The organism is Mycobacterium sp. 1465703.0, assembly GCF_001672975.1.
Lineage (GTDB): Bacteria > Actinomycetota > Actinomycetes > Mycobacteriales > Mycobacteriaceae > Mycobacterium.
On record NZ_LZKU01000253.1, the window covers coordinates 1 to 24,897 of the forward strand.

The 24,897-nt window shown below is 67.8% G+C and carries 14 protein-coding genes; 4 read left to right on the top strand and 10 right to left on the bottom strand.

Translation table 11 applies throughout. The annotated features are described in order from the left end of the window. From A5625_RS23815 to A5625_RS23830, 4 genes are all read left to right on the top strand, one after another. A partial coding sequence (locus A5625_RS23815; RefSeq protein ID WP_156748503.1) for a type I polyketide synthase occupies window positions 1-1,961 on the top strand: 1,961 nt, incomplete at its 5' end. Window positions 1,962-1,980: 19 nt separating this feature from the next. Next, the gene (locus A5625_RS23820; RefSeq protein ID WP_369830038.1) at window positions 1,981-8,343 is read left to right on the top strand and encodes an SDR family NAD(P)-dependent oxidoreductase; all 6,363 of its coding nucleotides are present in this window, start codon (window positions 1,981-1,983) and stop codon (window positions 8,341-8,343) included. Between the two features lie 2 nt (window positions 8,344-8,345). Then, window positions 8,346-11,438 (top strand): type I polyketide synthase, encoded by a 3,093-nt coding sequence (locus A5625_RS23825; RefSeq protein WP_066999980.1) that lies wholly within the window; start codon window positions 8,346-8,348, stop codon window positions 11,436-11,438. A 157-nt stretch (window positions 11,439-11,595) separates the two neighbouring features. Then, entirely contained in the window at window positions 11,596-12,657 is a 1,062-nt protein-coding gene (locus A5625_RS23830) for a type III polyketide synthase (protein ID WP_066999983.1), read from the top strand. Here the strand turns inward: A5625_RS23830 and A5625_RS23835 are convergent. The 10 genes from A5625_RS23835 to A5625_RS23880 form a co-directional block, all read right to left on the bottom strand. Further along, the gene (locus A5625_RS23835) at window positions 12,640-13,923 is read right to left on the bottom strand and encodes a cytochrome P450 (protein ID WP_067000000.1); all 1,284 of its coding nucleotides are present in this window, start codon (window positions 13,921-13,923) and stop codon (window positions 12,640-12,642) included. The genes A5625_RS23830 and A5625_RS23835 overlap by 18 nt on opposite strands. A gap of 5 nt (window positions 13,924-13,928) precedes the next feature. Next, window positions 13,929-15,713: an ABC-F family ATP-binding cassette domain-containing protein gene (locus A5625_RS23840; RefSeq protein WP_066999986.1), complete on the bottom strand. Its 1,785-nt coding sequence runs from the start codon at window positions 15,711-15,713 to the stop codon at window positions 13,929-13,931. 22 nt (window positions 15,714-15,735) lie between these two features. Further along, on the bottom strand, window positions 15,736-16,416 hold the full coding sequence (locus A5625_RS23845; RefSeq protein WP_066999989.1) for a PAS and ANTAR domain-containing protein: 681 nt from the start codon (window positions 16,414-16,416) through the stop codon (window positions 15,736-15,738). A 104-nt stretch (window positions 16,417-16,520) separates the two neighbouring features. Next, complete coding sequence (locus A5625_RS23850; protein WP_369830039.1) at window positions 16,521-17,636, bottom strand: enolase C-terminal domain-like protein; 1,116 nt, start codon at window positions 17,634-17,636, stop codon at window positions 16,521-16,523. Continuing rightward, window positions 17,624-18,637, bottom strand: coding sequence for an SDR family oxidoreductase (locus tag A5625_RS23855; RefSeq protein ID WP_066999991.1), 1,014 nt, complete (start codon window positions 18,635-18,637; stop codon window positions 17,624-17,626). The genes A5625_RS23850 and A5625_RS23855 overlap by 13 nt, the downstream gene beginning before the upstream one ends. 30 nt (window positions 18,638-18,667) lie before the next feature. Beyond that, the gene (locus A5625_RS23860; RefSeq protein ID WP_369830040.1) at window positions 18,668-20,446 is read right to left on the bottom strand and encodes a glycoside hydrolase family 15 protein; all 1,779 of its coding nucleotides are present in this window, start codon (window positions 20,444-20,446) and stop codon (window positions 18,668-18,670) included. 4 nt (window positions 20,447-20,450) lie between these two features. Further along, window positions 20,451-22,148 (bottom strand): GMC family oxidoreductase, encoded by a 1,698-nt coding sequence (locus tag A5625_RS23865; protein WP_066999997.1) that lies wholly within the window; start codon window positions 22,146-22,148, stop codon window positions 20,451-20,453. Continuing rightward, window positions 22,148-22,894: a gluconate 2-dehydrogenase subunit 3 family protein gene (locus A5625_RS23870; protein WP_067000005.1), complete on the bottom strand. Its 747-nt coding sequence runs from the start codon at window positions 22,892-22,894 to the stop codon at window positions 22,148-22,150. The genes A5625_RS23865 and A5625_RS23870 overlap by 1 nt, the downstream gene beginning before the upstream one ends. 18 nt (window positions 22,895-22,912) lie before the next feature. Next, window positions 22,913-23,419 carry a hypothetical protein gene (locus A5625_RS23875; protein WP_067000008.1) on the bottom strand — a complete coding sequence of 169 codons (507 nt, stop codon included), beginning with the start codon at window positions 23,417-23,419 and terminating at the stop codon, window positions 22,913-22,915. A 462-nt stretch (window positions 23,420-23,881) separates the two neighbouring features. Next, window positions 23,882-24,724: an SDR family oxidoreductase gene (locus tag A5625_RS23880; protein WP_067000011.1), complete on the bottom strand. Its 843-nt coding sequence runs from the start codon at window positions 24,722-24,724 to the stop codon at window positions 23,882-23,884. Window positions 24,725-24,897: the final 173 nt, after the last annotated feature.

Sequence of the window (24,897 nt, forward strand, 5' to 3'; positions counted from 1 at the left end):
TGTCGGTGCTGGGCGGGCTGCACGCCGGCGAGCGGGTATTGGTGCACACCGCCACCGGTGGAGTGGGTATGGCCGCGGTGCAACTGGCGCGGCATTGGGGTGCCGATGTGTTCGTCACCGCCAGCCGCGGCAAGTGGAATACCTTGCGCGCGATGGGTTTCGACGATGACCATATCGGCGACTCCCGCACAACGGAGTTCGAGGCGAAATTCGCGGGCCTTCTCGCGGCCACCGGGGCCGCCGGATTCGACGTCGTGCTCAATTCCCTGGCCGGCGAGTTCACCGACGCGTCGTTGCGGCTGTTGGCTCCTGGCGGTCGATTCATCGAGATGGGCAAGACCGACGTGCGCGATCCGCACGACATCGCCGATGCGTATCGGGGCGCCCAGTACCGGGCCTTCGACCTGATGGAGGCCGGACCCGACCGCACCGCGTGGATGCTGGCCGAGATCGTGAGATTGTTGGCGGACGGAGTCGTGACACCGTTGCCGCTGAAGACCTTCGACGTCCGATGCGCCTCGGCGGCATACCGATACGTGAGCCAGGCACGCCACATCGGCAAGGTTGCGCTGACCGTCCCGACCGGTCCCGGCCAGGTGCTCAGCGGCTGCGGCGGCGGGCTGGCCGGGTCCACGGTGGTGATCACCGGCGGCACCGGGATGGCCGGTTCGGCGCTGGCCCGCCACCTGGTCGACCGTTACCGGGTGGCGCACGTGGTGCTGGTCAGCCGGGCCGGCGCGCAGGCCGACGGGGTCGCCGAACTGGTGGCCGGGTTGCGGGAATCCGGTGCGCAGGCGTCGGTGGTGGCCTGTGATGCCGCCGATCGGGACGCGGTGTCGGCGATGCTGGCTCAGATACCCGCGCAGTATCCCCTGCGTGGTGTCATCCATGCCGCCGGCGTTCTCGACGACGGGTTGATCTCTTCGCTGACCCCGGATCGGGTGGACGCGGTACTGCGCGCCAAGGTCGACGGGGCGTGGAACCTGCATGAGCTCACTCGGCACCTGGATTTGTCGGCCTTCGTGGTGTTTTCGTCGATGGCCGGGATCGTCGGAACACCGGGGCAGGCCAACTATGCGGCTGCCAACAGTTTCCTCGACGGGCTGGCGGCCTACCGGCGCGCCCATGGACTTCCCGGGCTGTCGCTGGCCTGGGGTCTGTGGGAGCAGGCCTCGGCGATGACGGCCCACCTGGGGGATCGGGACAAAGCGCGGATGAGCAGGATCGGGCTGGCGCCGCTGTCGACCGCCCAGGCGCTGGCGGCTTTCGACGCCGCCATGCTGGTCGAGAGTCCGTTACTGGTGGCGGCTCGAGTGGACCGGGCGGCGTTGTCCGACAACGTCGCCGCGCTGCCCCCGCTGCTGCGCGAACTGGTGGCCGGCCCGACCCGGCGCGTCATCGACGACACGGACATCAGCGCGTCGACGAACGGCCTGTCCGCGCGCCTGCACGGCCTGAGTCCCGAGGCGCGACAGCGTGAACTGGTCGACCTGGTCTGCGGCAACGCGGCGATGGTGTTGGGCGTGCCCAACCCGGCAGACATCAACGCCGCCCGGGCATTCCAGGAGCTCGGCTTCGATTCACTGACCGCCGTCGAATTGCGCAACCGGCTCAAAAACGCTACCGGGCTTACGCTTTCACCGACATTGATCTTCGACTATCCCACCCCCACGGTGCTGGCCGGACATCTGGACACCCAACTGGCCGACACGGCAGAGGCAGGCGTCGGCGATCGGCCGAACCTGATGGGCCGTTTCAACGACATCACCCGCGAACTGCAGGCACTGCTCGCTGCGCCCGACTGGACTGCCGACGACAAATCGACGCTGCGGACCCGTATTCAGCAACTGCTGGCCGCGCTGCCGAGCAAGCTTTCCGATTCCGGGCCACTCGACGATGACCTCGATGCCGCCACCGAAAGCCAACTCTTTGCGATTCTCGATGAAGAACTCGGCCGCTGATACCCCACAAGGAGCAACGATGCCGGGCACCACGCAGCACGTCGACTACCTGAAACGCCTCACGGCGGATCTCAGGCGGACCCGTCGGCGCATCGCGGAACTCGAGGGTCAGCTGTCCGAGCCGGTGGCAGTGGTGGGCATGGCCTGCCGCTATGCCGGCGGCGTGGAATCGCCAGAAGACTTGTGGGATCTGGTGATCGAGGGCCGCGACACGGTGTCGGACTTCCCGAACGATCGCGGGTGGGATGTCGAGGGCTTGTATGACCCCGATCCCGACACCAAGGGAAAGATGTACACCCGGCAGGGCAGCTTCCTGCAGAACGCCGGAGACTTCGACGCCGGATTCTTCGGCATCGGGCCCAGCGAGGCGCTAGCGATGGATCCCCAGCAACGGATGATGCTGGAAATTTGTTGGGAAGCGTTGGAGCGGGCCGGAATTGACCCGTTCGCGTTGCGCGGCTCGTCGACCGGTGTGTTCGCCGGGGTCATCCACGCCGGCTATGGCGGCGAGGTCAAGGGTGAGCTCGAGGGTTACGGGCTCACCGGATCGACGCTGAGCGTGACCTCGGGTCGGGTGTCCTACGTGTTGGGGCTGGAGGGCCCCGCGGTGTCGGTGGACACCGCGTGTTCCTCGTCGTTGGTGTCCATGCATCTGGCCGCGCAGTCGTTGCGGTCCGGGGAATGCGATCTGGCGCTGGCCGGTGGTGTGACCGTGATGGCCACACCCGCGGCCTTCGTCGAGTTCAGCCGTCAGCGTGCGTTAGCCCCCGATGGCCGGTGCAAGGTGTACGCCGGTGCCGCGGACGGGACTTCGTGGTCGGAGGGCGCGGGCGTTCTGGTGCTGGAGCGGTTGGCCGATGCCCGTCGACTGGGACATCCGGTGTTGGCCGTGCTGCGCGGCACGGCGGTGAATCAGGACGGTGCGTCGAACGGTCTGACCGCACCCAATGGTCCATCACAGCAGCGGGTCATCCGGGCGGCGCTGGCCAACGCCGGACTGACGGCCGCGGACGTGGATGTGGTTGAGGGCCATGGGACCGGGACGGTGCTGGGGGACCCGATCGAGGCTCAGGCGCTGTTGGCCACCTATGGGCAGGATCGCCCGGCGGACCGGCCGCTGTGGTTGGGATCGATCAAATCCAATATCGGTCATACCTCGGCCGCGGCGGGGGTGGCCGGGGTGATCAAGATGATCCAGGCGATCCGGCACGGTGTGATGCCCAAGACGCTGCACGTGGATATGCCGTCGCCGCACGTGGATTGGACGTCCGGCGCGGTATCGCTGTTGACCCAGCCGCAGCCGTGGCCGGACCACGGTGGGATACGGCGAGCGGGCGTCTCGTCGTTCGGGATCAGCGGCACCAACGCGCACGTGATCGTCGAGCAGGCCCCCGCGCAACTCGACGCCGAGGCCGAACCGGCCGCGAACCCCCCGGATCCGGTGATTCCGTGGGTCGTTTCGGCTCGGTCCGCCGAGGCGTTGGCCGGTCAGGCGCAACGATTGCTGCACCGGCTGAGCGCCGACCCGAGTCTGCGGGCGGTGGACGTGGGGTGGTCGCTGGCCACCACCCGGGCGGCCTTCGAGCACCGCGCCGTGCTGGTCGGCGCGCACCGCGACGCGTTGACGGCGGGATTGGCGTGCCTGGCGTCGGGGCGGCCGGAGCCGGCCGTGCTGGTCGGCCGGAGCCGCTCGGTGGGCAAGCGGGTGTTCGTCTTCCCCGGCCAGGGCTCGCAGACACTCGGGATGGGCGCCGAACTGTACCAACGCTTTCCGGCATTCGCCCGGGTTTTCGACGAGGCCGTCGCGGCGGTGGATGGTCATTCGCGGCTCCCGCTGCGCGAGGTGATGTGGGGTGCCGACGCAGAGTTGCTGCAGAGCACCGAATTTGCCCAGCCGGCCCTATTCGTGCTGGAGATGGCGTTGGCCGCCTTGTGGCAATCCTTCGGCGTGACACCTGATGTGGTCATCGGGCACTCGGTGGGCGAGATCGCCGCGGCATGCGTGGCCGGGGTGCTGTCGCTGCCCGATGCGGCGCGGCTGGTGGCGGCACGGGGCCGGCTGATGGCCGGGCTGCCGGACGGCGGTGTGATGCTGGCCGTGACCGCGACCGAAGCCGAGGTGGCTCCCTGGCTCAACGGCGCGGTGAGCATCGCGGCGGTCAACGGCCCGCGATCGCTGGTGCTCTCCGGCGAGCAGGCCGCGGTGCAGGCGGTCGCGGACCGGCTGATCGCCGGCGGCGCGAGGGCGCATCGGCTGGCGGTATCGCACGCGTTCCACTCGCCGTTGATGGAGCCCATGATGCGCGAGTTCGCGGCGGTGGCGGCCGAGGTGTCGGCCGGTGAACCGCGAATCGCCTTGGTGTCCAACCTCACCGGGCAACCGGCCGGCCCGGGATATGGGACGGCCGCCTACTGGGTGGACCATGTGCGTCAGCCGGTGCGGTTTGTCGATGGTGTGCAGTCGGCCGAATCCCTGGGTGCCGGGGTGTTTCTGGAGGTGGGTCCGGGCGCGGCGCTGACGTCCGCGGTCGAGCAATCCCTCACCACCGACCGGGCGACGTCGGTGGTGTCGCTGGCCAAGGGCCGCCCCGAAGCCGACTCGCTGCTGCTGGCGGCCGGGCGGCTGTTCACCGCCGGTGCCGACGTACAGTGGGCAGCTGCGTTCGCCGACGCGAACGCCCGGCGGGTCGAACTGCCCACCTACGCCTTTGCGCACCGCCGGTTTTGGCTGTCGAATGATTCGGTGGGCTCGGCGAACATCGCCAGCCTGGGTTTGGCCGAGGCCGAACACGCGTTGTTGGGCGCGGTGGTGGACCGGCCGGATTCCGGCGGTGTGGTGCTGACCGGCCGGCTCTCGGTAGCCGCTCAACCGTGGCTGGCCGACCACGCGGTGGCCGGCACGGTGCTGTTCCCGGGGGCCGGCTTCGTGGAGTTGGCGTTGCGGGCCGGCGACGAGGTCGGCTGCTCGGTGATCGAGGAATTGACGCTCTCGGCGCCGCTGGCGGTACCGGCGGCCGGGGTGGTGCACGTTCAGGTCGTGGTGTCACCGGCCGGCGACAACGCTACCCGGTCGGTCGCCGTGTATTCACGTGCGGCGCAATCTGATTGGATCTTGCACGCCGAGGGCGTGCTGACCGATGGTGCCCCCGCACCGGCTGCCGACATGACGGTATGGCCGCCGGTGGGGGCCGACGCGGTGGATGTGACCGGCGCGTACCAGGGCTTGGTGGGCCGGGGCTATGGCTACGGACCGGCCTTCCAGGGATTGCGGGCGGTGTGGCGGCGGGGCAGCGAGACGTTCGCCGAGGTCGAACTGCCGCAACAGGCCGGCGTATCCACCGGTGGTTTCGGCATCCATCCGGTTGTCCTGGATGCTGCGCTGCATGCGCTCGGGGTGGCCGACGAGCGGATCGAAGCCGCCTTGCCGTTCTCGTGGCAGGGCGTGAGTCTGTATGCGGCCGGCGCATCGCGGGTCCGGGTGAGGCTGGCGCAGGTTGGTGTCGGTGCCGTGTCGGTCGAACTGGCCGACTCGTCGGGGCTGCCGGTGCTGTCCGTCCGGGAATTGGTGACGCGCGCCGTCTCGGCCGATCAGCTGACCGCGGCGGTGGCGGCCCGCTCCGGCAGCGGTGAGCTGCTGGACGTGGTGTGGTCTCCAATCTCGTTGCCGGGCAATGATATTAGCCCTGCCGCCACGGTGTGGGAGCCGCCGGCCGCCTCGAGCGCGGAGACCTCGGTGCACACCGTGACCCACCAGGCGCTGGGTGTGCTGCAGTCCTGGCTGACCGGAGAAGCGTCCGGCGTCTTGGCGGTGCTCACTCGCGGGGCGGTCGGACTGGCCGGCGAAGACGTTTCGGACCTGGCCGGTGCGGCGGTGTGGGGTCTGGTGCGTTCGGCGCAGGCCGAGCACCCCGGCCGCGTGGTACTGGTCGATACCGATGGCTCACTGGATGCCGCAGCGGTAATCGGCTGCGGCGAGCCACAATTGGTGGTACGGCAGGGGGTGGCCTACAGCGCCCGGCTGAAGCCGGCGGCCCCGCGAACCCTGTTGCGGCTGCCCGAGCCGCCGTCAGTGTGGCGGCTTGCCGCGGGTGACGCCGGAACGCTCGAGGACTTGGCGGTGCAGGAGTGCACGCCGGCGCAACTGGAAGCCGGTCAGGTGCGGGTGACGGTAGCCGCGGCCGGGGTGAACTTCCGCGATGTGCTGGTGGCATTGGGCATGTATCCGGGCGCCGCGCAACTGGGCGCCGAGGGCGCCGGAATCGTGACCGAACTCGGCGCCGGGGTCACCGATTTGGCTGTCGGCGACGCGGTGCTGGGGATATTCGGGCTGGCGGGCTCCGAGGCGGTCGTCGATCGCCGACTGGTGACCCGGGTGCCGTTGGGCTGGTCGATGGCTCAGGCCGCAGCGGTGCCGGTCGTCTTCCTGACGGCCTATTACGGGCTGTCGGTGCTGGCCGGTCTGCGAGCGGGCGAGCGCGTGCTGGTCCACGCCGCCACCGGCGGGGTGGGCATGGCCGCGGTCCAGCTGGCCCGGCATTGGGGCGCCGAGGTATTCGCGACCGCCAGCCGCGGTAAGTGGGACACCTTGCGTGCCATGGGTTTCGACGATGCACACATCGCGGATTCGCGGACGCTGGAGTTCGAGCAGAAGTTCGCCGCCGCAACCGTGGACGTGGTGCTCAACTCGCTGGCAGGCGAGTTCAACGATGCGTCGCTGCGGCTGCTGGGCGCCGGCGGTCGCTTCATCGAAATGGGAAAGACCGATCTGCGTGACCCGGATGCCGTCGCCCTGGCCCATCCCCGGGTGGCCTATCGCGCGTTCGACCTGATGGAGGCCGGCCCCGACCGTATCGCGCAGATGCTGGCGGAGCTGATGGAGTTGTTCGCGGCCGGGGTATTGAAGCCGTTGCCCGTCAAGGCATTTGACGCGCGGGTTGCCGCCGAGGCCTATCGGTTTGTCAGCCAGGCCCGCCACATCGGCAAGGTCGTGCTCACCATGCCGGACGGGCCCGCCGGGCTGGCCGGTGGCACCGCGCTGATCACCGGGGGCACCGGCATGGCGGGTTCGGCGGTGGCCCGGCATCTGGTCGAGCGGTACCGGGTGCCCCATCTGATGCTGGTCAGCCGCAGCGGTGAACGGGCTGACGGGATGGCCGCGCTGGCCGCTGAATTGCGCGACGCGGGAGCGTCGGTCTCCGTGCTGGCCTGCGATGTCGGCGACAGGGACCAGGTTGCGGCACTGTTGGCGCAGGTGCCGGCGCAGTTCCCGCTGCGCTCGGTGTTCCACGCCGCGGGAGTGCTCGACGACGCGGTGATCGCGTCCCTGACGCCCGCGCGAATCGACACGGTGTTGCGGGCCAAGGTCGACGGGGCCTGGAATCTGCATGAGCTGACCAAAGACCTGGATTTGTCGGCGTTCGTGGCGTTTTCGTCGATGGCGGGCATTGTGGGCGCCCCGGGTCAGGGGAACTATGCGGCGGCGAACAGCTTCCTCGACGCGCTGGCGGTGTACCGCCACGCGCAGGGATTGCCCGGGCTGTCGGTTGCCTGGGGGATGTGGGACGAAACCTCGACGATGACCCAGCATCTCGGTGAGCGAGACAAGGCCAGGATGAGCCGGGCCGGGCTGAGCGCGCTGACCACGCGGCAAGCACTGGACCTGTTGGACGCCGCGTTGCTCGGCGATCAGCCCATGGTGGTGGCCACCCGCCTGGACCGCAGCGCGCTGGCGCAGCACAGCGCCACGCTGCCGCCGCTGCTGAGCCAGTTGGCCGCCCGGCCGTCCCGTCGGATGCTGGAGCACACCGACATGGTGTCTTTGACCGGTCTGCGCGCGCGGCTGGACGGCATGACGCCCGACCAACGACACAGCGAACTGGTGGAACTGGTCTGCAGCAACGCGGCCACCGTATTGGGTCACAGCACCGCGGATGTCAACGCCGACGATGCGTTCGGCGACCTCGGCTTCGACTCGCTGACCGCCGTCGAGTTACGCAACCGGCTCAAAATCGCTACTGGGCTTACCCTTTCACCCACGCTGATCTTCGATCAACCCACCCCGGCCGCGCTCGCCGAACACCTCGACACCCAGCTGGCCAGCACTGCCGCCGGCGGAACGGCTGCTACACCGCCCGATCGGACGGCCCGCTTCAACGACATCGCCACCGAACTGCAAGCACTGCTCAACCAGCCCGGTCTGAATCCCGGCGACAAGGCGCAACTGATCACCCGGCTGCAAAGCCTGCTGGCCACCGTCACGGGCCCGTCGTCAACCGCGCCGACCCCGTCGCTGGAACATCCAGGCGACGCGTTCGACGATGACATCGCCACCGCCACCGAGAGTCAGCTGTTCGCCATTCTCGACGACGAAGTCGGCCCCTGACCTTGCCTTCGACAGACGTAGCGATCATCGGATTGGCATGCCGGTTCCCCGCCGCGGCCGACCCGGGTTCGTTCTGGCGGTTGATCCGCGACGGGCGCGAGGCCACCGAGTTCGGCACGGACATGGGCGAATTCGACGCGGACTTCTTCAACGTCTCGCCCCGTGAGGCGTGCGCGATGGATCCCCGGCAACGGCTGGCCCTCGAACTGACCTGGGAGATGCTCGAAGACGCCTTCGTGGTGCCGGAAACGCTGCGGGAAGAACCGGTCTCGGTGTATCTCGGCGCGATGACGGATGACTACGCGGCACTGACGCTGCGCGATCTCGCCGACAACCTGGACCACCACAGCTTCACCGGCATCAGCCGTGCGATGATCGCCAACCGCATCTCGTATGCCTTCGGGCTGCGCGGACCCAGCATGGCCGTCGACTCCGGTCAGTCGTCGTCTCTGGTCGCAGTCCATCTCGGCTGCGAGAGCGTGCGCACCGGGCGGTCGTCGTTGGCCATTGCGGGCGGGATCCACCTCAACCTCGCCGACGAGATCGGCATGCTGGAACGGGAATTCGGTGCGGTTTCGGTGTCGGGTCACACCTATGCGTTCGATCAGCGCGCCGACGGCTACGTGCGCGGTGAGGGCGGCGGCCTGGTGCTGCTGAAGCCGTTGGCGGCGGCCCTGGACGACGGCGACCGCATCCACGCGGTCATTCGGGGAAGCGCCGTGGGCAATGCCGGGCACAGCACAGCCGCCCAGACCGTGCCATCGGCCCGCAGCGAAGCCGACGTGATTCGGCGCGCGCTCGACGATGCGGGTCTGGTGGGCAGCGACATCGACTACATCGAGGCCCATGGCACCGGAACCAAAATCGGCGATGCGATCGAGGCCGAGGCGCTGGGCGAGATCTTCGCTGAGCGCGCACACGATCCGGTGCGGGTAGGATCGGTGAAAACCAATATCGGCCACGCGGGAAGCGCAGCGGGAATCGCGGGCCTGATCAAAGTCGTTCTGGCAATTGAGCATTCGGCGATCCCGCCCAGCCTCCACTATGCAGATCCGGAAACCGGCATGAATCACCTGGGCCTGCAAGTCAACACCCGCCTGGTGCAGTGGCCGTCGGTTGGCCGTTCGCGACGGGCCGGGGTGTCCTCGTTCGGTATGGGCGGCACCAACGCGCATGTCATCGTCGAGCAGGCCCCCGCCCGCAGCAGCCCCGGGGCGCAACCGAAATCGCCGCCGAACGAGGTACTGCCGTGGGTGCTGTCGGCCCGTTCCGAACAGGCGCTGGTCAACCAGGCGCAACGGTTGGCGGGCTTTATGGCCGACAACGGCGATATGCGGCCGCTCGACGTGGCCTGCTCGCTGGTCGACACCCGCACGGTCTTCGAGCACCGCGCGGTGGTGGTGGGCAGTGATGGGCGGGCGCTGACAGCGGGTTTGGCTGTCGTCGCGGCGGGGGAGTCACGGCCGGGCGTGGCCGTCGGCCGGACGATGCCGACGGGCAAGACGGTCTTCGTGTTTACGGGTCAGGGCTCGCAATGGTTGGGGATGGGGCGACAGCTCTATGACCGGTTCGGCGTGTTCGCCCGCGCCTTCGATGAGGCCGCCGCGGCGGTGGACGGTCATTTGCGGCTGTCGCTGCGCGACGTGATGTGGGGTGCAGACCCAGAGTTGTTGCAGAGCACCGAATTTGCCCAGCCCGCGTTATTCGTGCTGGGCATGGCGCTGGCGGCGTTGTGGCGGTCCTTCGGTGTGACACCGGATGTGGTGATGGGGCACTCGGTGGGTGAGATCGCTGCGGCCTGTGTGGCCGGGGTGTTGTCGCTCGAGGATGCGTCGCGGCTGGTGGCGGCGCGGGGACGGTTGATGGCGCAGCTGCCGGGCGGCGGCGTGATGGTGGCGGTCGGCGCCGGCGAAGCAGAGGTGGCCGGCCTGCTGACCGACGACGTGAGCATCGCGGCGATCAACGGCCCCAACGCGGTGGTGATCTCCGGTGCGCAGCGCCCGGTGGAGGTGCTGGCGGACCGGCTGGCCCAGCAGGGCCGCAGGGTGCATCGGCTGGCGGTCTCACACGCGTTTCATTCGCCGCTGATGGCACCCATGATCGCGCAGTTTTCCGCCGCGGTGGCCGACGTCGAGGCGGCGCCGCCGCGGATCGAGCTGGTGTCCAACCTGACTGGTGAGTTGGCCGGCGCCGGGTACGGGTCGCCACAGTACTGGGTGGAGCATGTCGGTCAGCCGGTCCGCTTCTTTGAGGGCGTGCGCGCCGCCGAGGGGGCGGGCGCTGCGATTTTCGTGGAACTGGGCCCGGGTGCGGCGTTGACGGCAGCGGTGGACCAATCGCTGCGCGGCGAGCTGGCCGTCTCGGTGCCCACCATGGCCATGGACCGCCCCGAGGCGGAGTCGCTGCTGGCGGCGGCCGGGCAGCTGTTCACCCGCGGCCTTGGCCTGAACTGGGCCGGCGCCTTCACCGGCCTGGACGCTCAACGGGTAGAGCTGCCGACGTATGGCTTTGCGCGGCAAAGGTTTTGGCTGGGGGCCGGGGGAGCCGCGGCGACCGGAGCGCCGCCCGCGACGTCCACTCGAACGCCCGACCTGGCTCACCGGCTGCATGGATTGACCCCCGCCGAGCAGCACCGGGTGCTGCTCGAGTTGGTGTGCGAACATGCGGCGGCGGTATCGGGGCATCCGGATGGCCACGCCATCGGGCACGACCGCGCGTTCGCCGACCTCGGGTTCGACTCGATGATCGGGGTCGAATTGCGTAACCGTCTCACCAGCCATACCGGCTTGGCGTTGTCGCGAACGCTGATCTTCGATTACCCCACACCGGCCGCGTTGGCCGATCATCTTCGCCAACAACTTCTCCATGACGAGCACGGTGAATCCGACGATGAAAAGATTTGGTCGGCGCTGCGCAAGATTCCGGTGCGCGAGCTTCGAAGAACGGGATTGCTCGAGAAACTTTTATTACTCGCCGGAGTGCCGGAAACAGCTGTTGTCGACGCAGAAATCAGTGCTGACGACATCGACTCATTGAGCCCCGACGCGTTAATCGCGATGGCCCTGAGCTCGGCGGATGATGAAGACACCGAGTGATGAATTCCGCGCTGCCGGAGCAGATTACGCGCACCCAAAACCACCCTCGTAAGACATGTGTTGAATACGGGAATTTTTGCGAGATTGAACCGAAGCCCATAAGCTTTCGTTGTCAAGGGGGAGTCTTCAAACCGATTGGCAATCAAGAGAGTAGAGCATGAGCGTCATCGCGGGTGTATTCGGCGCCTTGCCGCCACATCGTTATAGCCAACGCGAAATCACCGACCAGATCGTCGAGCTCCCCGCGTTGAAAGAACACGAAGGGATCGTCCGGCGACTGCACGCCGCCGCCAAGGTCAACAGCCGCCACTTCGTGCTGCCCCTGGACCAGTACCCCTCGCTGACCGACTTCGGTGACACGAACGAAATCTTCATCGAGAAAGCCGTGGAGCTGGGCTGCGACGCACTGCTCGGTGCGCTGGACGAGGCGGGCCTGCAACCCCAAGACATCGACATGATCGCCACCACGACGGTCACCGGCATCGCGGTGCCGTCACTCGATGCCCGGATCGCCGGGCGGCTCGACCTGCGCCCGGACGTGCGCCGGATGCCGCTGTTCGGCTTGGGCTGCGCGGCCGGAGCGGCAGGCGTGGGCCGGCTGCACGACTACTTGCGTGGCGCGCCGGACGGCGTGGCTGTGCTGGTGTCGGTGGAGCTGTGTTCGCTCACCTTCCCGACGGTCCGGCCGACCGTGTCGGGATTGGTCGGGACGGCGATGTTCGGCGATGGCGCCGCCGCGGTGGTTGCCGTCGGCGACCGTCGCGACGAGCAGCTGAGTTCGGCCGGGCCCGACATCGTGGATTCGCGCAGCCGCCTGTACCCAGAGTCGCTGCACATCATGGGCTGGAACATCGGGTCGGACGGAATGCAGCTGGTGATGTCTCCGGAACTGCCGAACATCATCGACCGATACCTGGCCGATGACGTGAAGGGGTTCCTCGGCACGCATGGGTTGACCAAGGACGACATCGGCGCCTGGGTTACCCACCCAGGCGGGCCGAAAGTCATCAACACCATCGCCAAGACCCTCGAACTGCCCCCCGAGGCGCAGGAACTGACCTGGCGCTCGCTCGGGGAAGTCGCCAACCTGTCGTCGGCGTCGGTGCTGCACATTCTGCGCGACACCATCGCCAAACCGCCGCCCAGCGGAAGCCCAGGGCTGATGCTGGCGACGGGTCCCGGTTTCGGCTCCGAACTCGTGTTATTGCGCTGGCACTGAGTCGCGCACCTCGACGATCAATCCGGGCTTGGGCCGCAGCGCGGCAAGGTTGACGGCGCGCAGGCGCTGAGCCGGTAACCGCAGTCTGGTTCGGGCCACCAGTCGCGCGAGCATGACCGTCAGCTCGGTGGTGGCCATCGCGGCTCCCACGCAGCGGTGCAACCCCGCGCTGAACGGTATGAACTCGTGCGGTGCGGGTTTGCGGTACTCAGGGGAGTTTGGGTCCCACCGTGACGGGCGGAATTGCGTTGGCTGAGGCCATATCTCGGGCAACCGGTGAGTGACATAGGGGCTGAAGATCAACAACCGCCCCGATTGGATACGGTGCCCGTCGAAGGAGAGGTCACGCATCACCCGGCGCGCCGAGATCACGCCGGGCGGATACAGGCGAAGGGTTTCGTGCACGACGCCGTTGAGGTAGACCAATGCGCTCAGGTCGGCTGCGGCGGGCCGCTTGCCGGCGAGTACCCGATCGACTTCGGCGGCGGCGGCGTCCCATGCGCCCGGCTGCGACAGCAACAGGTAGATCGCCCAGGCCAAGGCACCGCTGGTGGTCTCGTAACCGGCGGTGATGAGGGAAACGACTGAATCGCGAATCTCGTTGTTGCTCAACGCATAACCCTCTTCGCCGCGACCGTTTATCAACATGGCCAGCATGTGGTCGTCGGCGTTGGGTGCAACACGCGCGTCGGCGATCTGGGCATCGAGGAGGTCGTCGATGCGTTTGCGGGCGGCCATGGCCCGCCGCCAACAGGGGGCGTTGATCCGCTGCTGCAGACCTGTCAGCTGTGGCAGCTGGTGGGTCAGATCGAGCAACGGCTGTAGTTGCTCGCCGAGGAAGTCGGAGTGCACGGCCAGGCGCCGGCCGAACAAGCTCTGCACCGTGCTGCACCGCACCGCGGCACGGCATTGCTGGTAGATATCCACCAGTTGAGCGGGCCGCCACCCGTCGATCACAGTGTCGATGTTGGACACCATGGTGGCCACGTAGTCCTGGACCTGTCGGTGCCGCAGCCCGGGCGCCACCACACTACGGCGACGCCGGTGGTCGTCGCCGTCGCTGACGATCAGCGCGGTGGGCCCATCGACGAGAGCCAGAGTCTCGAACGTCTCCCGCCAGCTGAAAGCGTGGGCATTGGCGAACACGAACTTGTTGGCCTCTGGACCCAGCAGGTAGATGTAGCCGTGCCGGCCTATGCCGGAATTGGTGACCGGACCCCGCCGGCGATACAAGGCGAGCAATGCTTCACCGGGCCGATAGCGCACCGGCTTCATTCCAGCGACTCCGACAGCTCCAGCCAGCGACTCTCCGTCGCCGCGACCTCGTCTTCGAGCGCGCGCAATTCCTGGGTAAGCCGGCCGATGCCGACGTGGTCGGACTGGTCGTGCGCGGCGAGTTCGTGGTGCTTGTCCTCGATTCGGGCAGCCAACCGCTGCAGTTGGCGATCGATAGCGGCCACCTCTTTTTCGGCGGCGCGGCGCTGTGCGCCGGACATCGACGGCTCTGACGGCTGGGTAGCCGTGGGTGACGGCCGCGACGGTTCAGCGCTCCTCTGCTGTTCGGCAAGTCGCAGGTACTCGTCGACGCCCCCGGGCAGATGCCGCAACCGGCCGTCGAGCACCGCGTACTGCTGATCGGTGACCCGCTCCAGCAGGTAGCGGTCGTGCGAGACGACGATCAGCGTGCCCGCCCACGAATCCAGCAGGTCCTCCATGGCGGTCAGGGTGTCGGTGTCGACGTCGTTGGTCGGCTCGTCGAGCAGCAACACGTTGGGCTCGGACAACAGCGTCAGCATCAGCTGCAGTCGCCGCCGCTCACCGCCGGATAGATCCTCGACCCGGGCGGACAGCTGGCCGCGGCCGAACCCGAGCCGCTCCAGCAGCTGCGCCGGGGTCACTTCGCGGCCGTCGACCTGGTAGCCGCCCTGCAGTCGGCCCAGCACATCGGCGATCCGGTCGCCGCCGACCTCGGCCAGCGCGTCGCCTTGCTGGTCGAGCACCGCCAGGCGCACGGTCTTGCCACGTTTAACCCGCCCCGCGTCCGGCGCGATGGTCCCGTCGATCAACCTCAGCAGGGTTGACTTGCCGGCGCCATTGGCCCCAACGATGCCGGTGCGCTCGCCGGGCGCGATCCGCCACTCGATATCGCGCAGCACCGGGCGGCCGTCAAATGAGACCGACACGTCGAGCAGATCGATCACGTCCTTGCCCAGCCGGGCGGTCGCCAGCTTGGCCAGTTCGACGGTGTTGCGCAGCGGCGGCACGTCGGCGATCAGCTGATTGGCCGCCTCGATCCGGAATTTGGGTTTCGAGGTCCGCGCCGGCGCGCCGCGGCGCAGCCAGGCCAACTCCTTGCGCATCAGGTTTTGCCGCTTGGCCTCGGCGACCGCGGCCATCCGGTCGCGCTCGACCCGTTGCAGCACGTAGGCCGCGTACCCGCCGTCGAACGGTTCGACGATCCCGTCGTGCACTTCCCACGTGGTGGTGGCGACTTCATCGAGAAACCAGCGGTCGTGGGTCACCAGCAGCAATCCGCCGGCGTTGCGCGCCCAGCGTTGTCGTAGATGGCCCGCCAGCCACGTGATGCCCTCGATGTCCAGATGGTTGGTGGGCTCGTCGAGCGCGATGACGTCCCATTCGCCCACCAGCAACCTGGCCAGTTGCACGCGGCGGCGCTGGCCGCCGGACAGCGTGGCAACCGTTGCCTCCCAGGCGATGTCGGAAACCAGCCCGGCAACCACATCGCGAACACGCGCATTACCGGCCCACTGGTGGTCGGCGGCATCACCGACCAGCGTGTAGCCCACACTGCAGTCCGGGTCCAGGGTGTCGGCCTGGCTCAGCGCGCCGACCCGCAATCCGCTGCGCCGGGTGACCCGTCCGGAGTCGGGTCGTTGCTGGTCGGTCAGCAGCCGCAACAGGCTGGATTTGCCGTCTCCGTTACGCCCGACGATGCCGATGCGCGCGCCGTCGTTGACCCCGAGCGTGATCGAGTCGAAGACCACCCGAGTCGGATATTCCAGGTGTACGGCCTCGGCTCCCAGTAGGTGTGCCACTGGCCCGACCCTAGCCGCGGCGCTATTCCAGGGTGAGCAGCGCCTGGTCGACTTGGCTTTGCGTTTCCGGCGACACCTTGCTGGCCACGGCGTCCAGGAAGCGGCTTGCGACGTCACGCAGCTTGAGGTTCGTCTCCTGGGACCGCCACACCAGAATGTCGAACGCGCGCTCGGCCGAAATGCCATAGGTGGCCATCAGCACACCCTTGGCCTGCTCGATGCGCGCCCGGGTCTCGGCAACCGCCGACAGCACGTTGGTGATGTCGGAGTGCAGTGAGTCGGTGACGTCGACGTAAAACCCCGAGGTGCCGACCAGCGCACCTCGGTCATCGAGGATCCGATCCCCGGCGACGACCACGCAGCGGGTGCGTCCGGCGGCGTCGATGATGCGGTGCCGGCTGCTGAACGGCTTGCCCTTCACCACCCGGTCCAGCACGGCGGCCACCCGCTCCCGGTCGTCCGGATGCTTGTGCTGCACCAGCAGTTCCGTGCTGGGCTCCACCTGTCCGGGCCGGTACCCGTGCATACGGGCTACCGCATCCGACCACTCCCAGCGATGGCCGTCGAGGTAGAACCAGAACCTGCCGACGCGTTGCGGCTCGCCGAGGCCCAGCACCTTGTCGAGATCGCTCATATCGGGTTGGTCGACGGCATCAGACACGGGCGCCGTCTCAACAGTTTCGTCGTTGGAGTTGACTGTCATCGCGCCTGTCCTGACCGCTCATGTGAAATCCCTGGCGTATCGATTCCCGTTTTTGGGCGCGTCCATTCCTCGCAGCACGGCGAGGAATGGACGAGGCATGTCGGTCAGGCCACCCGGTACCCCTCGGCGTCTTGGTGCTTGAACTCCAGACCGAACCCCGGCCGGTTTTGATCGGGCCGCAAAGCGCCGCCCTTGGGCGACAGGGCGCCGTCGAAAAGCTTCTGTTCGATGCGGTGGTGGTCGTGGAAGTACTCCAGGTGCCGCAGGTTCGGGATGGTGCTGGCGACGTGGGCGTGCAGATTGGGCGCGCAGTGCCCGGAGACGTCCACGTTGCAGGCGGCGGCCACCGCCGCGGCACGCAGCCAGTCGGTGATGCCCCCGCAGCGAGTGACGTCGATCTGCAGGCAGTCGACCGCGTCGGCGGCGAGCATCCGGTTGAAGTACGCCAGGTCGTAGCCGTACTCACCGGCGGTGACGTCCGGGGTCACCTGGTCGCGCACCTCCCGCAGTCCGGCCAGATCGTCGGAGGAGACGGGCTCTTCGAACCAGGTGACGCCGTGGTCGGCCATGGCGTGGGCCACCCGGATCGCCTGCTTGCGCCGGTAACCGCCGTTGGCGTCGACGTACAACTCCGCCCCGGGCCCGATCACCTTGCGCGCCAAGGCGATTCGATCGAGATCCCGGGGTACGCCGGATCCCCAAGACGCACCGATCTTGATCTTCACCCGCGGGATGTTCCACTCATCGACCCAGCGTTCGAGTTGTGCGCGGGTGGTGCGTTCGTCGTAGGTGGTGAAGCCGCCGCTGCCGTAGATCGGCACTTCGGCATGCGCCATGCCGAGCAACCGGCATACCGGCAAATCCAGCAGCTTGCCCTTGAGGTCCCACAGCGCTGTGTCGACCGCCGAAATCGCACAGGACACCAATCCGGGCCGGCCGTTGTTGCGCATCGCGCGGACCATCGACGCCCATCGGGCCGGGATGTCCACAGCGCTTTCTCCGGTGAGCGTGCCGGCCAGTTTGCCATTGATCAATTGGCCGCACGCGCCGTCGGCATAGGTGTAGCCGATCCCGCGGCGGCCGCCGGCCGCAACCTCGGCCAATACCAGCGTGGTCGACGACCAGGACAGGGTGCCGTCGGCTTCCGGTGCGTCGGTGGGGATTTCGTAAACTTGCGCGGTGACTTCGTCGATCCGCGCGTACGGCGTCATCGGGCCCACCGGCGGCCCGCCCACGCCGCCAGCCAGGCCAGTCCCGTCGCGCTCAGCGCGCCGGTGCCGCTGACCACCGGATGCTGGGAGGCCCACAGTTGCGGACTGTGAACGTGCGACTTGTCGTCGAACTGGCCACGCGGCCCGTGGTCGGTGCCGGGCTCCTGGTCCAGCGGCTGCCACAGGTTGTGCGGCCGGTCGGGGCCGACGTGCTCCTCGGTCTGCTGCGAGTCGTACCCGGTGCGGCCAAGATAGCGGTCCAGCAACGGCGCGACGAACTTCTGCCCCAACAGCGTCACCATGGTGGAGCCGCCGACCCAATATTGTTTGCGCCCTGGATGATCGGCGGCATACAGGATGCCGCACGCGGCGACCTCGGGCTGGTAGATCGGCGGCACCGGCTGGGGATGGCGCGGCAGCCGGGATAGCACCCAGGAGAATTGCGGGGTGTTGACCGCCGGCATCTGGACCACGGTGATGCGCACTTTCGAGCCTTCGTGGAACAGCTCGCAGCGTATCGATTCGGTGAACCCGTTGACGGCGTGTTTGGCGCCGCAGTAGGCGGACTGCAACGGGATCGAGCGCTGGCTGAGCGCCGAACCTACCTGCACGATGGTGCCCTTGTTGCGTGGCCGCATTTTGTCCAGCGCCGCCATGGTGCCGTGCACGTACCCGAGGTAGGACACCTCGGTCACCCGTTTGAATTCCTCGGCGCTGATCTCGCTGAACGGCGCGAAGACGGAGGTGAATGCGATGTTGACCCAGACGTCGATGGGGCCGAAGGCCGCTTCGGCCTGGTCGGCGGCGGCGACGACGGCCGAGTGGTCGGCGACGTCGGTCGGGATGGCCAGCGCCTTGCCGCCGCCGGCCTCAACGTCTCGTCCGGCGCCGTCCAACCCGGCGGTGCCGCGGGCGAGCAGGACGACGTTCGCACCGCGCTGCCCGAACTCCTTCGCCGTGGCGCGGCCGATACCCGCGCTGGCTCCGGTGATCACCACTGTCTGTGTCATCGCAGAACTGCCTTTCGTTGTCGTCCCGGGTCAGTCGTGATGGTCGGCGTCGTCGGTGAGAGTGGCCGTACATTCCAGCATCAGCGCGTGCGCGAACGCTTGGGGCAGGTTGCCGCGGAGCTGGCGCTGCCGCACGTCGTATTCCTCGCAGAACAGCCCCGGCGGGCCGCACGCGGCGCGGTTGCGTTCGAACCAGCGCATCGCGCAATGGCCATGGCCCAGTTGATGTTCGGCGAGCGCCATCATGAACCCGCACAGCAGGAAGGCGCCCTCGGCGTCGCCGAGATCGCGGTCGTCGTGCCGGAATCGGTAGACGAACCCATCATCGGTGAGTTCCCGGCGAACGGCGTTCAGAGTGGCCCGGGTACGGGGGTCGTCGGCGGGCACCGCCCCGCGCACCGGCGGCAGCAGCAGCGACGCATCGACGCCCGTCAGTCGCGGGCTGCGCTGCCAATAACCGTGTGGGTGCAGGCTACTCGACGCGGTGTCGGCCAGGATGGTGTCGGCTAGCGAAGCGCAGGAGGCCACCTCGGGACCGGCGCCGGCCAGCTTCGCGGTGGCGCGCAGCCCGGCCACACAGGCCAGCCGGGACTGCGTCCAGTGATCGTCGTCGATTTCCCAGACCCCGGCATCCGGTTCGCGCCAACGCTTTTCAATGGCTCTGATGGCGGTCTGCGCGGCGCGCCAGCCGTCTGGGTCGAGTCGATCGGCGGCACCGGCCTTGGCCAGCAGCTGCAGCGCCTCGCCGAAGACGTCAAGCTGGAATTGCTGATTGACCCAGTTGCCCACCTTGTCGGTGCCGCCGGGATAACCGGGCAGCTCGAGTGCTTCCTCGTTGGGTACTGCGCCGCCGGTGATCGTGTAGGCGGGTTTGAGGTTCGGGCCGTCTTCGAGCAGTCGGGCGCCGACGAATTCGACCGCCCGATCGAGTAGTTCGGTGGTGCCGACGGCGGCGGCCGCCATGCCGGCGTACACCTGGTCGCGGATCCACGCGTAGCGGTAGTCGTAGTTCTGGTTGGTGTGCGAGCGTTCGGGCAGGCTCATCGTGGCCGCGGCCACCATGCCGCCGCCGCTGCTGGTCAGCCCGCGCAGCACCGCATAGGAGTGACTTCCGTCGCGGGGAGCGACGGTGCAGTTCAGCGGGGGCACGCTGCGCTGCCAGGTGTCCGCGGTGGCGTCCCAGGCCAGGTCGGGGTCGGGGGGTCGTTCGGGCAGTGCGCGTTCGGACAGCTCCAGCACGAGATCGTGTTGCCGGCCCTCCTCGAGGGTGATCTCACAGGTGAGCATGTCGCTTTTCGCCTGCGCCGATTGCACGGTGAGCGCGTCGCACCCGCCCAGCCAGCGCCAGCGCAACCGGCCCGACTTGCCGCTCCACACACCGTTATCCGAGGTGGGGCGGCCGAGGCCGTGCCGGCCGAATCCCGCATTCGGCGCCAAAAGCACCCGCACCCGCGCGGTCCCGCGGCACACCATCAGGCGCCGCAGCAGCACCACCCGGTCGGGGTCACCCGGAAAGGCAAGTGCCTCACGGCATTCCACGGTGCCGTCCCGGGTGATCCAGCGGTTACGCCAGATCAAGGTGCCCGGCTCGTAGTAGCCGCCCCATACGTGCCGTGCATCGGTCGGTGTGACGGCGTAAATGCCGCCGCCGCCAATGAGATTGGAGAAGACGGCATCGGAATCCCAGTGCGGCGCGCACATCCACGTCACGTCACCCTGCGGCCCGATCAACGCTCCCCGCTCACCGTCGGCGAGCAGGGCGTACTCGCGCAATACCCGGGGCGCGAAGGTTTCCTCGACGTTTATCATCCGTTCAGCCACGGGCGCCCGCCTTCGACCTCCGTCCCGCGGTGGTATCGATCTTCCCGGCGGCCAACCGTTCGCCCAGCCGCGAGGCCAGCGCCATGATGGTCAACGCGGGGTTGGCCGAGCCCTGTGTCGGACACACCGAGCCGTCGGCGAGAAACAGGTTCGGTACGCCCCACACGCGCTGATCGGAGTCGACTACCGAATTTTGCGGGCTGGTGCCCATCCGGGCGCCGCCGATCAAATGGGCGAAACGCTGGATGGTGAGCACGTCCTGGGCATCGGCAGCGTGCAAGATGTCACCGATGACCTTGGTGGAGTAGGCCATGTTGGCCTTGTCGTTGTCGCAGAGCGTGTAGTCGAACCGGGCCACCGGGATGCCGTTCGGGTCCTTCTCGTCGGCCAGCGTCACGCGATTATCCGGCAGCGGCAACAGTTCGTTGAGCACGCCGACGGTTGCCCAGTGGTTGTAGTCGCGCATGTACTCCCGCAGCGCGCGGCCCCAGTGCCCCTCGGCCATCACATGTTCGGCCCAGCCGATGGGCATCGGCGACACGGTCTGGATGGCGAAGCCGCGGGCAAAGCCACGATGCAGGTCGGTCTCGTAGAACTGTTCGGAGGTGACCTCCGGGGGAGGGGCCTTGTACATCCGGACCTCTTCGGACCACCGGCCCGCGGACTGGGTGGCGCCCTGCACCATCACGTAGCGCCCGAGCTGGTCATCGTTGTTGCCCAGCCCGTGCGGGAAGCGGTCGCTGGGCGAGTTCAACAGCAGGCGCGGTGTTTCGATCGAATACCCTGCTATGGCAACCACTTTGGCGCGTTGTAGCCGCTCTTTGCCGCCGGCCTCGTCGTAGTAGACCACGCCGCGGGCCGCGCCGCTCTCGTCGAGCTCGACGCGCGACGCCATGCAGTCGGCGCGGATCTCGACGGCGTGGGCCAGCGCGTCGGGAAGATGCGTGACGTACGGGCTGGCCTTGGCGTTCACCTTGCAGCCCTGCAGGCAGTAGCCGCGGTAGATGCAATGCGGTCGATTGCCGAAGGTGCCGTTGACGATACCGACCGGACCTACCCGCATCTCGATGCCAAGCTTGAGCGCGCCCTCCCAGATCTTGGCGGCAGCGCGCGATATGGGATGGGGGGCAAAGGGATAGCGATGCGGGTCTCCCCAGGGCCAGTTCTGGCCGGCGACCGGCAGCTCGAGCTCGACGCGCTCGTAATGGCGGCGGATGTCCTGGTAGCCGATGGGCCAGTCCGCCCCGACCCCGTCTCTGGTGTAGGTCTGGAAGTCGCTGGGGTGGAATCGCGGCGTGTACCCGGCGTAATGAACCATGGAACCACCGACCCCGCGCCCGGAGTTGTTCTTGCCCAATTCGATTGGGTCGTCGCCACCGATGATGCGTTTCTGCGTCCAGTACAGCGGATGGGCGCCGGCCTCGTCGGACACCCAGTCCTCGTCGGGGTGCCAGAACGGGCCGGCCTCGAGGATCACCACCCGCCAGCCCTGGCGCGCCAGTCGCTGCGCGAGCACCGAACCACCGGCGCCCGCCCCGACGACAACCAGATCGACCTCGTCGTCGTCGGCGTAGCGACGCATGGTCTGCTCGCCGGGCAGGTCGCGGGTGTGCACGTCGAGCAGGAACCGCGAATCGTTGTCCTTCGGTCCGACCGCTCCCTTGAACAGGCCGCGCCACAAGTCGCCCATCACAGCCCCTCGTCCTGCACGACTTGAACTGGATCTTCGTCCGTGGCGCCGCGGGTCTCGTACGGTTCACGCGCGGCCGCCGGTCCGGTGGCGCCGCCAAGCCGCATGAACCCGCGCGGGTAGGCCGGGCCGCCGAACCCGATCTCGTTCCATGCCCACGGGTGAGAGTAGAAGCCCGCCAACGTCATTCGCATGCACACCGACCACGCGCGCTTGACGTTCAGGCTCTCCCACGCGCCGCCGTGAAGGTCGCCGTGCGAGAACCGGCAGATGATCGCCTCGCGGGTGAGAATGTCGGCGTTGGCGAAGGAGGATTTGGCGTACTCCGTCAATGCGGTCTCATCGAGGCCGCGCAGCACCAGCCGCCAGGTGTCCCGGTCGTCGGGCATGTCGGCGTACTGGTAGCCGTCCAGGCGCCCGTCGGCGAGCTTGGAGTCGACGGCCTCGGCGACCGGCACTCGCGGTTCGACGTCCTGCGCCAGCACCGTGTCGCAGAACGCGCGCAGGCACGGTTCCTCTTCGCGGGTGAAAAAGCGCAACGGCCCAGGCGGTTCCAGCCGGGCGAGCACTACCTTTCTGGTGGCTTCGTCCCACGTGTGCGCGGTTTCCAGCACGTCGTAGTCGGGATAGCGCCCGATCATCTGCGGTGTGACGCCACGGCGTTGCCTGGGCAGCCAGGACGGGTGCGGCGGCTTGCCGTCCGGGCGCAGGTTGGGCAGGTGATCGGGGCGTGAGGTGTTGGCCATCTGTGACATCCCAGCGCCCTATGCCCGAAATCGTTCGCGACGCAGGATCGATGCCAACAACCCCATCCCGCCGACCATGCACATCAACCCCGGCGCCGCAATCGGTGGCCCCATGGGCACGTTGTAGGAAGCGTTCTTCCACCCGCCCGGCTTGCGGGCTACCCCGCGGGCATGCAGGTATTCGCCCATCAGCCCATTGGCCGTGTAGATGCCCGCGGTGATCGGCAGCCAGAGTTTGGCCCACCGCCGGGAGAACACCCCGCCGATTCCGGCGACCACCACCGGCGGAGTCACCACGATCGGGCTCCACATCCACTTGTTGCCAAAGCTGGCTTTGTAGTGCTCGAAATAGATTTCGGCCGTTGTGACCAATGCCGCCATGGCCGTCAGGCCGGACAGCGAGCGTTCGAACCGGCCGTGCGCGACGTCATACAGAGCCCGACCGGCCAAATGTTGAACCTCGCCGAGTCCGTCGCCGCCGGCGGTGCGGTCTTTGTGCCGTCCGCCGTTGCCCAGCAACATCATCTGCATCCCTTTCTCGGTCGTGTTCGTGCCGGACCGGCGATCACCGGCCCGCTGTGCTGTGTTTGGTCCTCGGCGCGCTGAAGAAAGGTCTGGGACGGCGCGTGGGTGATGTTTCGGCGCCGTTCGCCGAGCGAATCCGTGACCGTTGTGCCCATGAGCCACCTCGCCTTTGCGCTGGAAGGAACACGGTCTGGCAGGCTCCGGTCCCGGCACTGTCAGTGCAGTGGCGGTCGCCAAAGCCGCCCAGAAAACTGGAGCGCCCAGCTGTGTCTTTCAACCGAGGTGGTCCCGACGGCGTGTCGCGACCGAAGCGCATCGGCTGTGTACCCGGCGTCCTCCTGGGCAAACGGGTTCGCAGCCGGTTCTCAGCGTGTCTTAAGGAGGGCAGGCCGGGGCGAGGACGACGCCAGGTTCATCGCGGTGTTGCGGTGAACCCGTTCGCACTGTCGAAAGAATGACTTGTCATGGGGCGGATTGCATTTCGCGCAACCGCTTGAGTGTGAGTCGCGCCGCTCGCGTCGAAATGGTCGTCGAGAGGCGGTCCAGGTACCACAGCGCCTTCCACCAGGCCGGCACGATGACGATTGTGTCTCCACGCAACACGGCGCGCAGGGCACGGTCGGCGAACTTCTCGGGTGCCATGGGGCGCATCGGCTCCCAGAATTTGAGCAGGTCCTCGTCGCTGGCGCCGGTGTTCGTCATCCGTCCGTATGCGCCCCCGGTGAGGATCGGGGTCCGGATCGCGCCCGGGCACAGTACCGACACCTTGACGTTGTGGCGCTCGGCCTCCAGTCGCATCGCCTTCGACAGCGCGACCACGGCGTGCTTAGAGGCGGTGTAGCTGGCGGTACCGGGGCCGGCCAGCAGACCGGCCATCGACGCCGTGTTCACGATATGGCCCGAACGCTGCCGGATCATGATTGGGTACACCGCCTGGATGCCGTGCACCACGCCGTGCAGATTCACGGCGAGGACGTCGTTCCAGTCATCGGGCGTGTAGGAATCGACCTCGCCGCCGACACCGATGCCTGCGTTGTTGAACAGGTAGTCGATCCGCCCGGATTGCCGGACCGCCTCGGCGACTGCGGCCTCGAATCCGGCATAGTCGCGGACGTCGAGTTCGATCGCGTGTGCTTTGGCGCCATTAGTGCTGAAGCGTTGCACCAGCTCCTGCGCTGCGCCCAGTTGGCGATCGGCGATCCAGACCTCCGCGCCGCCATCGACCAGCTTGGTGGCCAATGCGGCGCCGATGCCGGAAGCACCGCCGGTGATGAAAGCGACCTTGCCCGATACATCCGACGCCATGAGGGCAGGATAGGCCGCATCTGCGCTGCTAGGACCGTTCTTCCGGAATCGATCGGACCGTTTTCGCCGCATTTTTCGGCGGGCATCGATGTCGCAAGTTGCCTCACGTCAAGATGCGCGCGTTGGGGGAATTGTTGCCTCACGTGAGCGTGCGCGTTTGGTGACTGGAGCGG